Here is a 14018-nt window from a genome sequence, read left to right as displayed (position 1 = left end):
ATGCGCTTCGTTCAAAGGTTCTTCGGTCAGATCGTCGCCGGACTCGCCGTCCTGCTGACGCTCACGGTGATTCTGGGAGTCGGGTACCCGGCCGCGGTGTGGGCGGTGAGCAGGCTCGGATCGGACTCCGCGGAAGGGTCGCCGTTGACCGACAGCGCCGGCTGCGTGGTCGGCAGCAGCTTGATCGGCGTGGATCCTCAGGTCGAGGACGGCATGCCGGATCCGTTCTTCCACACCCGGGTCACCGGATCGGTGGCCGACGAGGACCCGTTCGCACCGGGTGATCCCGCCGCCGCACTTCCCTCGAACCAGGGACCGAGCAGCGAGACGCTTGCCGATTTCGTCGAGCAGCGACGCGTGCAGGTCGCCGAACGTGAGAACGTCGACCCGGATCAGGTTCCGGCCGACGCAGTGACCGGATCCGGATCGGGCATCGATCCACACATCAGCCCCGCCTACGCGGCCATCCAGATCGCCCGAGTCGCGCAGGTGAACGGGCTGAGTCAGGACACGGTGAGGTCGCTCGTCGACGAGTACACCTCGGGACGCCAACTCGGTTTCCTCGGCAACGCGCGAGTCGACGTGCCGGAGCTCAACGTCGCGCTGGGTCTGACCGCCCCCGGCTGCAGCTGATGTCCCCCGACGCCCGCGGTGAACTGCGCATCTATCTGGGCGCCGCTCCTGGCGTCGGGAAGACCTTCGCGATGCTCGGCGAAGCGCATCGCAGGAAGGAACGCGGATGCGATGTCGTTGCGGCCGTGGTGGAAACCCACGGCCGCGCGCGCACCGCAGCCCTGCTCGAGGGAATCGAGATCGTCCCGATGCGAACCGTGGACTATCGCGGTAGCAAAGCGCTGGACATCGACGTCGACGCCGTCATCGCGCGTGGACCTGGCCTGGTCCTCGTCGACGAGCTCGCGCACACCAACACCCCCGGCAGCCGAAACGGCAAACGCTGGATGGATGTCGAGGACTTGCTTGCCGCCGGGATCGATGTGGTGTCGACTCTCAACGTCCAACATCTCGAGAGTCTCAACGACGTCGTCGAACACATCACCGGCGTCCCGCAGCGCGAGACCGTCCCCGATTCGGTGGTCCGAGCCGCGGATCAGATCGAACTGGTGGATGTCACTCCCGAAGCACTACGACGCCGCCTGTCGCACGGGAACATCTACGCCGCCGACAAGATCGACGCAGCACTGAGCAATTACTTTCGGCAGGGCAACCTCACTGCGCTGCGGGAACTCGCCCTTCTGTGGATCGCCGATCAGGTCGATGCGGCCCTGGCCAAATACCGAACGGCACACCAGATAACCGAGACGTGGGAGGCGCGCGAGCGGGTCGTCGTGTCGGTCACCGGTGGACCCGAATCGGAGACGCTGGTGCGTCGGGCGCGGCGTATCGCATCGAAGTCGTCCGCGGATCTGATGGTGCTGCACGTCATTCGAGGCGATGGGCTCAGCGGAGTGTCTGCGCCGCAGATGGGTAAGGTCCGCGCACTGGCCGAGCGTCTCGGAGCCAGCATGCACAGTGTCGTCGGCGACGATGTTCCTGTCACCCTGCTCGAGTTCGCCCGCGGCGTGAACGCAACCCAGTTGGTGATCGGGACGTCCAGACGCTCTCGGTGGGCCCGCATTCTCGACGAGGGTATCGGTGCTGCCGTGATTCAGAAGTCGGGGAAGATCGACGTCCACATGGTCACGCACGACGAGGTCAGCCGCGGGTGGCGTCTGTCCCGACTGATCAGACCCGATCCGACGCACCGGCGGATTCTCTCCTGGGCGGCAGCCGTCGTCGTCCCGTTCCTGTCGGCACTGGCGATGTTGCTCGTGGACCCCTATCTCGACCTCGGCGGCGAGAGTGCCTTGTTCTTCATGGTGGTTCTCGCAGTCGCCTTGCTCGGTGGTGTTGCCGCAGCGGCGCTGTCGGCACTGATAGCCGGGTTGCTTCTCAATTTCTTCTTCGCCGACCCCCGCTACAGTTTCACCATCGCCGAACCGGACAATTTCGTCACGACGGTGGTGCTGCTGATCATGGCCGTCGCTGTCGCCTTCCTGGTCGATGTCGCCGCTCGCCGTGCCGCGCGGGCGAAACGTGCATCTCAGGAGGCGGAGTTGCTCACACTGTTCGCAGGCACGGTTCTGCGCGGCGGCGACCTGCACACCTTGCTGGAGCGAGTCCGTGAAACCTATTCGCAGCGTGCAGTATCGATCGTTCGGCGATCGGGCGACGTCGTCGAATCCGTCGGTAGCGACGCGCCCATCGACGCCCCCTCGGCCGACACCGCGATCGAGACGCCGGACGGCGATTTCGCGTTGCTGTTGGCCGGATCGAAAACCGGTGCGCACGATCGACGAGTACTCGCAGCGGTCGCGAACCAGGCGGCGGGACTCATCCGTCAAGCCGAACTGGCCGAGGAGGCGAGCGCAGCATCGGTTGTGGCGGAGGGTGATCGCTTGCGGCGGGCCCTCCTGTCATCCGTCAGCCACGACCTTCGAACTCCCCTCGCCGCTGTCAAGGCGTCGGTCTCCAGCCTGCGCAGCACCGATGTCGAGTTCTCCGCCGACGACACCGCCGAGTTGCTCGCGACGATCGACGAGTCCACCGACACGTTGACCGCTCTCGTCGGGAACCTGCTCGATTCGTCTCGCCTCGCCGCCGGTGTCGTTCGGCCCACGCTGTCGACCGTTCGGGTCGAGGACACGGTGCGAGCAGCGTGCGACTCCACGACGCGAGGCGCACCCGACCTCGTCGTCGACGTCGGGGACACCACCGTCGCGGCCGACCCGATTCTGCTCGAGCGGGTACTGGCCAATCTCGTCGACAACGCAGCCAGGCACGCCGCCGACACCACGATCCGGATCGGCGCCGCTACCGTCGGCGACCGCACGATCATCACTGTCGCCGACAGTGGCCCGGGGATCACGCTCGGCTCGAAAGATGCTGTCTTCGAGCCGTTTCAGCGCCTCGGCGACACCGACAACACCACCGGCGTCGGCCTCGGACTGTCCGTGGTCCGCGGTTTCGTCGACGCGATGGGCGGATCGGTCTCGGTGTCGGACACCCCCGGCGACGGCGTCACGATGACGGTGGAGCTGGCGTCGTCCATCTCACCGACATCCGACACATGATCAACCCAGGAGGGAACGCAGCGCTGCCGCGAATTCGACGGGCCTGCCGGTCTGGCCGAACTCGCCGCCACAGAACCCCTGGTGTCCGCCGGGGAACACGACGGCATCGCGGCCCAGCAGCGCTGCAACGGCATGCCCTGCGCGACCGGCCATTTCACCGTCGACCGGACCGCCGGATTCCTCACCGACCGCGACGACGATGCGAGTACCGGATGCCTTCAACGCCTCTACGACAGGCGCAAAATCCACCCCGCCACCTCGCATGTTGGACATCAGCGGATCGTTGCGCGATCCATCGTCGTCCGTGGGCACGCCGAACTGCGACGGATCCGGCGCCGGTCGATCGAGGTAGTCGTGGTGGACCTCACCGCGATGCATCACCAGCATGATGAAATCGGCCATCGCGGGGCCGGAACCGTGCGCGTCGTAGATAGCGACCATGTCCTCGCAGACGGCGCGGATGCGGTCGCGGTCCGGCAGCGTCGCACCGGCCGGTGGTTCGTGCGTGACGAGCGTTCGGACGAGTCCGGGGTGGGCAGCCACGAACGCCAGTGCATTCACGGCTCCCCCACTGGTTGCGAAGACATCCACCGTGCCCGAGCCCAGTTCGGACAGGAGCGCGCGGAGATCGTCCGCGTGCTGAGCGGCTGTCACTGCGGCGGTGTCGTCCTCGCATGTACTGCGACCGGTGTTGCGGGGATCGTAGGTGACCACCACCCTGTCGGTGAAGTGCGACGCCAGGGTTCCGAATCCGCTTGCGTCCATAGGTGAACCGATCAACAGAAGCGGTACCGCGCCTTCGCTCGACGGACCGACGACGTCGTACGTCAGAGTTGCACCGGGCACGGTGAAAGTGTGAGTTGTCATGCTCGTGTCGACCGCGCTGGGCATGAAAATTCATCGCGGCGCCTCACGAGTCGGCTCCGAGCCTGCTGCCGACCATCTCGACGATCTCCGACGCCGCCGACCCCGTGTCGAAGGTGGGGTCCTCCAGGAATTCGTCGACGACCGCGTCGATCATCCCTCCCGCGAGGATCGCCAGTGTGCGCTCGTCCCGACCCGGTCCCCGGTCGTCACCCCTGGCCTCGGACAACAGTCCCGCAAGGGGACGCCAGCGCTCCTGCCTCTCGTGTCGGGACGCGCCGTTGTTCGCAGCTGCCAGTCCGGCCTGCACCATGGTTCGTGCGTGATCCGGATGATCCGCTAGGTATCCGATCATCGCGCGCACGTATGCCTCGGGGCGTTCCGGTGGCGGCGACGCGTCGACGTGCTCGCCGACGTGTGTGACCAGCGCGGTCAGAACATGCTGATATGCGGCCGTGAGCACCGCATCCTTGGTGGTGAAGTGGTACACCACCGTGCCCTTGACGACCCCCGCGGCATCGGCGATCCGCGCCAACGACGCGGCGGCATATCCGTGGTCGGCGACCAGTGAGACAGCTGCGGCGATGATCTGCGCACGCCGTTCGCGCTCGATTCTGGTCGGTCCATCGGCCCCTGACATACGCGCAGACATGACGTAAGGTTACCGACATCGACCAATTTTTGACCATAAGGTCAAGAAATGAGAGGTAGTCATGGACGATCCATCGCCAACCCGCCCCAGGAGAAGGCGTCGAGCATGGGTGATTGCGGCACTCGTCGTGGCGGTAACGGTGACCGCGGGCGCATTCGCCCTCCGCACCCCCAGCCCCGTCGGTCATTGGAACTCCAAGGACAAGCACGAGAAGTTCGTGGCCGATTACCAACGCGCCTGGGAGGACATGCCGACGCCTGACCGAACCCTGGACGTACGAACGGAATTCGGATTCGTTCGTGTCTACCGCTTCGACGGCACCGGACCGACCAGGACGGAGCACCCGTTCGTGCTACTGCCCGGCAGATCGTCACCCAGCCCTATCTGGGCCACGAACATGCCCTCGCTGCTCGCACTCGGTGACGTGTACGCACTGGACCTGCTGGGCGAACCGGGAATGAGTGTGCAAGAAGTCCCGATCGAGAACGACGACGACAACGCGGCCTGGCTCGACCAGACTCTCGAACAACTCCCCGAAGACGAATTCAACCTACTGGGCCTGTCCATCGGCGGATGGGCCGCGACCAACCTGGCAACCCACTACCCCGACCGTGTTGCCTCCCTGATGCTGATCGACCCGGCCTACACGTTCGCCACCATCCCGCTCGGGACGGCGGTTCGAGCCATCCCGGCATCCGTCTCGTGGCTACCCAAGTCCTGGCGGGATTCGTTCGCCTCGTACACAGCCGGCGGCGCACCGGTCGAGGACAACGCCGTGGCTCGGATGATCGAAACCGCCATGAGCGCCTACTCGATCAAGCTGCCGCAACCGTCGCTGATCCCCGAGAGCGACCTGGAAGGCCTCCGAATGCCTGTCCTCGCGGTACTCGCCGGACGATCGGTCATGCACTACGCGTCCGACGCCGAGGAGGTCGCTCGACGTGCACTCGGCAACGGCACCGTCGTCGTCTACCCGGAGGCGTCGCACGCCGTCGGCTCCGAGGAGGCCGACCGAATCGCCGACGAGATCAGCCGATTCCTCTCGTCCTGAACCTGTATCCGGCACTGCCTCAACAGGAGTCGACGTGCAGCCGGTGTGCACCGCAGGTCAAGCACTGGAACAGGTAGCCCGACAGATCACCTTCGACTTCCAGATCCTTCCGACGACGGGCTCGAAACCGGTTCCACCGTCGACATCGGCGGCGAAGTCCACGGAGTAGAACGAACCCTGGTACTCAGGGCACTCGGTCGACCGCACGCCCCCTGCCATCGACGCAGGAACACAACCCGCGACGAAATTCACCCACCTGTTGTGCGTTGTGCAGGTCTGCCTACGCACAACAGGTGGGTGAATGTGCGCCCTCGACAGCAGAAAACCCCAACCCAGGAACTGGATGGGGGTCTCAAGCTCCCCCGGCTGGACTCGAACCAGCAACCGTCCGATTAACAGTCGGAAGCTCTGCCAATTGAGCTACAGGGGATTACTCAGTGGCTTCGCACTCTCGTGCGGGCCGAGAGAAACAATAGCGCACACCCCCATGGGAGTACCAAATCGCCCTGCTCGGGCCCCGTCAGGCAGGATGGTGGGACGCGTGCACAACACTGATCTAAGGACTTGTGATGATTCGTTTGGTTCTGGCTGCTGGGGCGGCGTACGTGCTCGGAGCCAAGGCTGGTCGTGGTCGCTACGAGCAGATTCGTAAGACGGCTTCCGCCGTGGCGGGTAGCCCGGCGACCAAGAAGGTCATCGAGGTCAGTAGGCAGAAGCTGTCGGATTCGCTGAACACACAGCCAAAGCTCGAGCCGATGAAGCCCATCGACGACGAGACGCAGCTGTACATCCCGCAGGATCAGCTGCGTAAGCGTTAGCCGGCCGCGGAGTCGTCCTCGACGTTGCCGATGGCCTGTTCGAGCAGGCTTCGTCGGTACTGTTCGAGGGCGATGACGTCGCCGAGCAGCGCGTAGTACTCGTCCTGGTTGTCCTGCGGTGACATGCGCTGCATCTTGGATTTGAGCTCGGCGACCTGCTCCCCCACCCAGACTTCCTGTAGACGAGCCAGCACCCCGCCGATGTAGCGCGTGAGCGCGATGTCCGCCACCGGGATGTGTTCGACCGCGAGCTCCATCACGAGCGATTTCACGACCGGTGTTTCGGTCCGCTTGGCGACGGCGTCGACCCACTCCCCTCCGCCGAGGCCTGCGGCGGTCCCCCCTGCGGCGGTGACTGCTGCGCTGACGGCGGCGTAGGCGGGGTGAGTGAAGGTCTCGGGAGGCAGTGAGTCGAAGACCGACCCGGCGATCGCCGGGTTCTGCAGCGCGGACTTCAACGCCTCACGCTGAGGCCACAGGGACGGATCCTTGGGGTGTGGACGCGTCGGGCCGGCCGGCACCTCTGCCGGGGGCGCCTGGCGCTTGTCGAACGGTGTGCGTTTCTTCGTGTCTCCGCGTGCGCCCTTCTTGGCTTCGTCTCGAACCCGTGCGAGAACCATCGCGGTGTCGTCCCAACCGGTCCAGCCGGCGAGTTGGCGCGCGTATTCGTCGCGCAGCGATGCGTCCTTGATCCGCGCCACGACGGGGACGGTTCTGCGCAGCGCTTCGACCCGCCCTTCGGGTGTGTCCAGATCATGTTCACGCAGAAGCGATTTCACGACGAATGCGAACATCGGGGTGCGGCGTGCAACGAGGTCACGTACGGCGGGGTCGCCGGATTTCTGCCTCAGCTCGCAGGGATCCATGCCCTCGGGCGCGATGGCGACGAAGGTCTGTCCGGCGATCTTCTGATCACCCTCGAAAGCCTTCATCGCGGCCGCCTGGCCTGCGTCGTCGCCGTCGAAGGTGTAGATGACCTCGCCGCGGAAGTAGCTGTCGTCCATCATGAGTCGACGCAGCATCGCCAGATGGTCCTCACCGAACGCGGTACCGCACGACGCGACCGCGGTCTTGACGCCCGCGAGGTGCATCGCCATGACGTCGGTGTATCCCTCGACGATGACGGCCTGATGCGATTTGGCGATGTCCTTGCGTGCCATGTCGAGCCCGAACAGCACCTGAGACTTCTTGTACAGCATGGTTTCCGGCGTGTTGATGTACTTGCCGGGCATGGTGTCGTCGTCGAACAGTTTCCTGGCGCCGAAGCCGATGGTGTCGCCGCTCTGACTGCGAATCGGCCACACCAACCGTCGCCGGAACCTGTCGATTGGTGTTCCGCGCTTACCGGGTGTCGCCAGGCCCGCGTCGATGATCTCCTTGGCTTCGAAGCCGCTGGACAGCAGGTGTTTGGTCAGGGTGTCCCAGCCGTCGGGCGCGTATCCGCAGCCGTACGCCAGCGCGGCTTGGCCGTCGAAGTTGCGCTCGGTCAGGTAGTCCCGCGCGGCCTGGGCGTCGGGTTCACGCAGACGTGCGGCGTAGAACTCCTGGGCCGCCGAGTTGGCCGCGATCAGCCGTGCTCGGGTGCCCCGGTCACGTTGAACCGATGGCCCTCCGCCCTCGTAGGTGATCGAGTAGTTCAGCCGGTCGGCGAGTTGCTCGACGGCTTCGACGAAGGAGATGTGCTCGATCTTCTGGAGGAAGGAGTAGGCGTCACCTCCCTCACCGCAGCCGAAGCAGTGGAAATGCCCGTGGTTGGGTCGGACGTGGAACGACGGGGATTTCTCGTCGTGGAAGGGGCACAGGCCCTTCATCGAGTCGCCGCCCGCGCGCTTGAGAGAGACGTAGTCACCGACGACGTCTTCGATCCGTGTGCGTTCGCGAATGGCGGCGATGTCACGTTCAGGAATTCGGCCGGCCACGAAGGGCAGTCTAGTCCTGTCCCACGACTCCGACGAAGCGGATCAGCCCCAGCTGGCCTGAGCTCCGAGGCTGCGCTTGTCGATCAGTTCGAGGCGGCTTTCGGTGTACGACGCGATCTGGTCCACCACGACTCGGGTGCGCTCGGCATCGGACTGGGCGCGGTTCCAGGCGGGGACGAAAATGGGGTCCAGCTCACCCGGCCCGGATCGTTCGACCCATTCGGCGACGCGGTGAATGCGGTCGCGTTGGCGGGCCTGCCGCACCTTGTGGCTCGCGTCGGACATCACGTAGCGCAAAGCCATCGTCTTCAGCAGAGCGACTTCGGACGCAACGATCGGCGGGATCACCAAGTCCGCGTCGTACCGGGACAGGGGTTCGGTTCCCCATTTCTGACGGGTGGCGTCGATGGCTGCGGTGGCGAATCGCCCGACCAGCTCGCTGGTCAGATGCTTCAACGCGACCGACGCGGCGAGGGTGCCGTCGAATTCACCGACAGCGAGGACCACCGGCATGCGGGACAGGCGTTCGGCGGCTTCGACGAGCTCGTTCTGGTCGAGGCCGCGAAACTCGCGAACACCGAGTTGGGCGAGCTCTCGTTGCTCGGCCCGGTCGCCGAGTGACCGGAGTGCGATGCGGCCGTCGATGACGCCGTCTTCGACGTCGTGGACCGAGTAGGCGACGTCGTCGGCCCAGTCCATGGATTGAGCTTCGAGGCATTTGCGACGGTCGGGTGCGCCGTCGCGTACCCAGTCCAGGATTGCGGAATCGTCTTCGTAGGCACCGAATTTCGCGCCGGGCGACGGGCGCAACCAGGGATACTTGATGGCGGCGTCGAGCGATGCGCGGGTGAGATTGAGCCCGACGCTGGTGCCGTCGGAATCGAGGATCTTGGGTTCGATTCCGGTGAGGATGCGCAGGTTCTGCGCGTTGCCCTCGAACCCGCCGCAGTTCGCGGCGACCTCGTCGAGCGCTTTCTCGCCGTTGTGCCCGTAGGGCGGGTGCCCGATGTCGTGGGCGAGACCGGCGAGGTCGACGAGGTCGGGGTCTGCGCCGAGCCCTTCCCCGATGCTGCGACCGATCTGTGCGACCTCGAGCGAATGTGTGAGCCTGGTGCGCGGAGTGTCGCCGTCACGCGGCCCGGTCACCTGTGTCTTGTCGGCGAGCCTGCGCAATGCCGCGCAGTGCAGCACACGTGCTCGGTCGCGCGCGAACTGACTGCGATGCGACGCGTTTTCCTGCCCGCTGTCCAGCCCGGCGGTCTTGGGTGCTTCGGTGACGAATCGTTCGATGTCGTGGTCGCTGTAGTCGCTCACTGTCATTGCCCTGCCGTGTAGGAGAAGTCCGCGGTGAAGTGCGTCAGCTGATACCACAGCAACGCACCGGTCTCACGCGCGATTCCGTGGGCCTGGGACTCGCGGGTGTACACAGCCGGCCCGGTGCGGGTGGGCGATGTCCACGCTTCGAGTCCAGCGTCTCGGGCCATGGTGCGCGTGCGCAGCGAATGCCACGGATCGCTCACCAGCACGACTGATGACTTGCCCTGCGCGCGAAGCGTTTCGCTGACCGCCTCGATGCTTTCCAGCGTGTCCGAGCCCTGTTCGACGGCAATGATCTTGTCCGCCGGCACTCCCTGATCGATGAGGTAGTTACGGCCGGACGCAGCCTCCGTGTAGAGGTCGCCTTCCTGCTTCCCGCCGACGGTCACTATTTCCGGTGCGACCCCTTCTTCGTACAGCGCAGCTGCCTGTGACAATCGCGCTTCGAACACGCTCGACGGCGTGCCCGAGTACTGCGCCGCGCCCAGCACGACGATTGCCTGCGCAGGCGTGTGGTCGTCGATCCGGGCCACCTGCCAGACACGCACCGCGGTGCCGCCGACGACGACGAGTCCCATCAGAACTACTCCGACGACAAGCCTCGTCGTCCAGCGACCGAGCGTGCCGAAGAACCCGAGCCGCGCGGGTTCGGGCTCGGTGTATTCGTACGTCTCCCCGTAGGGATCACCGTACGGATCGCGGTCGACAGTCGAGTTCACCCCTCGAGTTTGCCAGCCCGACCCTCGAGAAGGCGCCTGGGCACGCGGGGCGACCTACAACCATCCCCGTTCCCGCGCGACTCGGATTGCCTCGGCTCGCGTCGTCGTACCCGTTTTTCCGATTGCCGCGGACAGGTGATTCCGTACCGTCCCTTCCGACAGATGGAGCGCAGCGGCAACTCGACCTGCAGTTCCTCCCTCGGCAGCAGCACGGAGAACTTCCTGCTCACGTGCCGTCAGCGGGGACACTCCGTCGGTCAACGTCTCGGTTGCGAGAGTGGGATCGACCACCCGCAGGCCCATGTGAACGCGCCGGACGGCGTCGGCGAGTTGGCGCGCCGGGGTGTCCTTGACGACGAATCCATCGGCACCCGCGTCGATGGCACGTCGCAGATATCCAGGCCGGCCGAAGGTGGTGACGATCATCACTCGGCAACTGGGGTAGTGCCTTCTCAGTTCCGCAGTCGCTTCGATGCCGTCGAGGCCCGGCATCTCGACGTCCAGCAGTGCGACATCCGGGCGATGCTCCACCGCCGCCGCAACCACCTCGTCGCCGCGCCCGACTTCCGCGACGACCTCGAGATCGGATTCCAGGTCCAACAACGCCGCCAGTGCGCCCCGGACGAGAGCCTGATCGTCTGCCAACAGCAACCGGATACTCATGCCGACACCACTTCCACCCGAAATCCACCCGCAGCTGATTTCCCCACGCTCAACGAGCCGTTCGACGCCTTCACACGCTCGGCCAGCCCTCGCAGGCCGTGTCCGTCGTCCGAGATGCTTCCGGACGTGCCGACGCCGTCGTCGGAGATCTCGATGCGACCGGCTTCGACGACCACCGTGCACTGCCGGGCCCCACTGTGCCGGATCACGTTGGTGACCGCTTCACGCACTGTCCAACCGAACAGTTCACGGTTGCGGAGAGGGACCACGTCGGCATCGGCGGGAAACACGGCGTCGACCCCCGCCGCGTCGAGAGCCGACCGCGCCGACGCGAGTTCCGTTGCGACGTCGACCGTGCGCATGGCCCCGACGGTGGAACGGACGTCGCCGAGTGCTTCCCGAGCAAGAGCTTCCACCTCGGCGATCTCGACGGCCGCGCGGGCAGGATCGACCTGGACGAGCCGCCCGGCGAGTTCTGCTTTCACCGTGATGACGGTCAGCGAGTGCCCGAGAATGTCGTGGACATCGCGGCTCACTCGTTCACGCTCGGCGACGACGGCGAGGTCGGCGAGCTGTTGCCGTGCCTCGGCGAGTTCGTGGTTGCGCTTGAACACCTGAGTGATTCCCCAGGCCGCGACTGCGCTGATCACGAGCTGAAATGCGAAGAAAGAACCGGGATCCCAGGACGAGACGATGCGGGGCAGAAGTTCGACGACGGCGACCAGTGCGATGACGACCGTCCACGCCTGACGGGTGGACAACGTCATCATGGCGAGAACCGCCATGTAGATGGTCGCGCCGAACGCCTGGCTTCCAATCAAGACCGCGAGGAACATCGTCAGCGCCGCCATTGCGGCCAGACTCGCCCAGGCCCATCCCCTGGCGAGTTCGTGACCCGCCCGCCGAGCGTTGCGAAATCCCCAGAACGTGACGACGAACAACGCGCCGAAGGCCACAACGGCGGTGACCCCCGATACCTTCCCGACCACACTCGGCAGCGCCAGGGACTCCCCCAGCGGGTACGCGAGATAGAAAAGCCAGATCATGCCGAAAACCCAGCCGAAACGGAACGTCCGTCCGAGTCCCTCGGAGTCGTCCGTGTCGGCCCGGGTCATGGAGAACACGCTAGTACGTGCGTGGAAATGTGTCCCCGGGGACACATTTCCACGCACAGCGGATCGGTCAGACACGCTTGGTGTCTCGGCGGAACAACACGGCCGCGCCGAGAACGAACAGACCGGCCCAGACGGCCAGGTTGGCCGAAGCGACCACGAGCGTCCCCGTCGTCGGATCGGCGAACGGCGCGCGGGCAACCGTCGCCAGCCCGTAGAGCGGAGTGAACTTGGCAACGAAGGGGAACCATCCGCTGTCTGCGAGCGGTACGAACAGTCCGCCGGCGAATGCGAGGACGGCGAGGAGCGGACCGAGGACCTGCATCACGTTCTCGGACGGCAGCAGGTATCCCATGAACAGTCCGAAGGCTGCGAACACGCCGCTTCCGAGCCACGCGATGATCCCGCTGGTGATCCAGATCCAGATCGGCATGTCCGCGCCGACGAACGCGGCGACCACGAAGACCGCCACCACCGACGCGAGGCCCATCGTCATCGCGACCAGGATCTTGGTGACGATGTACGCGACCGGACGCAGCGGTGTCAGCCGGAGCTGTCTGCTCCAGCCCTGCGCCCGCTCGACGGACACCATCGCTCCACCGCTGGTTGCTCCCAGCATCGCACCGTAGACCGCCATGCTGATGGCGATGTACGCGGTGACGTTGCCGTGTGCGAAGGAGTAGTCGGACTTGAAATCCGACTGCGAACCGAAGATCACGAAGAACACCGGTGGCATGACGAGAGTGAAGGCAATGGTCCGCCGATTGCGGAACAACCTCTTGATCTCCAGTCCGAGAAACGTGGGGCTGAACCCTCCGAGAGCCAGGGTCGGGCGAGGAGCGGTTGCAGTGGTCATGCCGCACTTCCTACGAGGTCGGTTGTCAGAGCGAGGAATGCATCCTCGAGGTTCTTGGAGACGATTTCGATGTCGACGGCGTCGGTGCACGTCAGCAGATACCGGGCGACGGCATCGGAATCCTTGCCGTGGACTATCACTCGCTCGCCGCGCATCTCGACGTGGTCCACACCTGGAATACGCAGCAGCGCAGTCTGATCCAAACCTGGGGCCGTCGCCGTGACGGTTCGACCGGAGGCGAGGTTCTTGACCTCCGCGGCACTGCCGTCGGCGACGATCCTGCCGTGGCGCAGCAGAACGATCCGATCCGCGTACGCGTCGGCCTCGTCGAGGTAGTGCGTCGCGAACATGACCGTGCGGCCGCCGCGAGCATCGTGGCGGATCGCATTCCAGAAATCGCGCCGCCCTTCGACATCCATTCCGGTCGTGGGCTCGTCGAGAAGAATGAGATCGGGTTCAGGCAGCAGTGCGAGGGCAAAGCGAAGCCGCTGCTGCTCACCCCCGGAGCATTTCGCGACGCGCCGATCGGCGATCCCGGTGATCCCGGCACGCGCGAGAACGCTGTCGACCGGACTCGTGCGCGGAAACAGCGACGCGGTCAGCTGAATCGTTTCACGGACCGTCAGATCTCGGATGAGCCCGCCGCTTTGCATCACCGCCGACACCCGTCCGTCGGCGATCGCCTCGGCGGGTGGACGCCCGAACACCCGCACGCTGCCGGTATCGGGCTTCGCCAGCCCGAGCATCATGTCGATAGTCGTCGTCTTGCCCGCTCCGTTCGGACCGAGAAACGCGACTACTTCACCGGGCTCCACTCGCAAACTCACATCCGCGACAGCCTGGACTTTCCCGAAAGCTTTGCTCAGGTGCTCGAGATGCACCGCAGGTGTTGTTGTCATGAGAACTACCCTGCTCG

Annotated in this window: 13 protein-coding genes, 1 tRNA gene and 1 pseudogene; 4 read left to right on the top strand and 11 right to left on the bottom strand. The window is 65.3% G+C overall.

Features of this window, described 5'->3' with window-relative positions:
* Together CH293_RS21000 and CH293_RS20995 are read left to right on the top strand one after the other, a co-directional pair.
* Positions 1–633 carry a potassium-transporting ATPase subunit C gene (locus CH293_RS21000; RefSeq protein ID WP_094721383.1) on the top strand — a complete coding sequence of 211 codons (633 nt, stop codon included), beginning with the start codon at positions 1–3 and terminating at the stop codon, positions 631–633.
* Positions 633–3131, top strand: a complete 2499-nt coding sequence (locus CH293_RS20995; RefSeq protein ID WP_094721382.1) for a sensor histidine kinase KdpD — start codon at positions 633–635, stop codon at positions 3129–3131. The genes CH293_RS21000 and CH293_RS20995 overlap by 1 nt, the downstream gene beginning before the upstream one ends.
* Here CH293_RS20995 and CH293_RS20990 read toward each other — a convergent pair whose 3' ends face one another.
* Together CH293_RS20990 and CH293_RS20985 are read right to left on the bottom strand one after the other, a co-directional pair.
* Positions 3132–3998: an alpha/beta fold hydrolase gene (locus CH293_RS20990; RefSeq protein WP_255122940.1), complete on the bottom strand. Its 867-nt coding sequence runs from the start codon at positions 3996–3998 to the stop codon at positions 3132–3134.
* A gap of 43 nt (positions 3999–4041) precedes the next feature.
* Positions 4042–4647, bottom strand: coding sequence for a TetR/AcrR family transcriptional regulator (locus CH293_RS20985; protein WP_255122938.1), 606 nt, complete (start codon positions 4645–4647; stop codon positions 4042–4044).
* A 109-nt stretch (positions 4648–4756) separates the two neighbouring features.
* Here CH293_RS20985 and CH293_RS20980 point away from each other — a divergent pair, with 109 nt between their 5' ends.
* The gene (locus tag CH293_RS20980; RefSeq protein WP_094721379.1) at positions 4757–5698 is read left to right on the top strand and encodes an alpha/beta fold hydrolase; all 942 of its coding nucleotides are present in this window, start codon (positions 4757–4759) and stop codon (positions 5696–5698) included.
* Positions 5699–5717: 19 nt separating this feature from the next.
* On the opposite strand, the pseudogene CH293_RS28820 reads toward CH293_RS20980, so the two are convergent.
* Together CH293_RS28820 and CH293_RS20975 are read right to left on the bottom strand one after the other, a co-directional pair.
* Positions 5718–5816, bottom strand: a pseudogene (locus CH293_RS28820) (CbrC family protein); the annotation flags it as partial.
* A 239-nt stretch (positions 5817–6055) separates the two neighbouring features.
* Positions 6056–6128, bottom strand: a tRNA-Asn gene (locus CH293_RS20975).
* Between the two features lie 139 nt (positions 6129–6267).
* Here CH293_RS20975 and CH293_RS20970 point away from each other — a divergent pair.
* Positions 6268–6516: a hypothetical protein gene (locus tag CH293_RS20970; RefSeq protein WP_020111626.1), complete on the top strand. Its 249-nt coding sequence runs from the start codon at positions 6268–6270 to the stop codon at positions 6514–6516.
* Here CH293_RS20970 and dnaG read toward each other — a convergent pair.
* The 7 genes from dnaG to CH293_RS20935 form a co-directional block, all read right to left on the bottom strand.
* A complete protein-coding gene (gene dnaG, locus CH293_RS20965; protein ID WP_037110506.1) occupies positions 6513–8435 on the bottom strand; it encodes a DNA primase in 1923 nt (640 codons plus the stop codon). The genes CH293_RS20970 and dnaG overlap by 4 nt on opposite strands.
* 42 nt (positions 8436–8477) lie before the next feature.
* Positions 8478–9755, bottom strand: a complete 1278-nt coding sequence (locus tag CH293_RS20960; protein WP_094721378.1) for a deoxyguanosinetriphosphate triphosphohydrolase — start codon at positions 9753–9755, stop codon at positions 8478–8480.
* Complete coding sequence (locus CH293_RS20955; RefSeq protein WP_019667476.1) at positions 9752–10471, bottom strand: YdcF family protein; 720 nt, start codon at positions 10469–10471, stop codon at positions 9752–9754. Before CH293_RS20955 ends, CH293_RS20960 begins: the two co-directional genes overlap by 4 nt.
* 54 nt (positions 10472–10525) lie before the next feature.
* Positions 10526–11134, bottom strand: a complete 609-nt coding sequence (locus tag CH293_RS20950) for a response regulator transcription factor (RefSeq protein ID WP_037110503.1) — start codon at positions 11132–11134, stop codon at positions 10526–10528.
* The gene (locus CH293_RS20945) at positions 11131–12249 is read right to left on the bottom strand and encodes a sensor histidine kinase (RefSeq protein ID WP_255122937.1); all 1119 of its coding nucleotides are present in this window, start codon (positions 12247–12249) and stop codon (positions 11131–11133) included. The genes CH293_RS20950 and CH293_RS20945 overlap by 4 nt, the downstream gene beginning before the upstream one ends.
* Before the next feature lie 67 nt (positions 12250–12316).
* Entirely contained in the window at positions 12317–13102 is a 786-nt protein-coding gene (locus CH293_RS20940) for an ABC transporter permease (protein ID WP_037109337.1), read from the bottom strand.
* On the bottom strand, positions 13099–14001 hold the full coding sequence (locus tag CH293_RS20935; RefSeq protein ID WP_094721376.1) for an ABC transporter ATP-binding protein: 903 nt from the start codon (positions 13999–14001) through the stop codon (positions 13099–13101). The genes CH293_RS20940 and CH293_RS20935 overlap by 4 nt, the downstream gene beginning before the upstream one ends.
* Positions 14002–14018: the final 17 nt, after the last annotated feature.

Origin of the sequence: Rhodococcus sp. 14-2470-1b (assembly GCF_002259415.1) — a bacterium.
Classification (GTDB): Bacteria; Actinomycetota; Actinomycetes; order Mycobacteriales; family Mycobacteriaceae; genus Rhodococcoides.
Note: the sequence above shows the minus strand (reverse complement) of the source record. Positions and strands in the feature narration are given on the sequence as shown.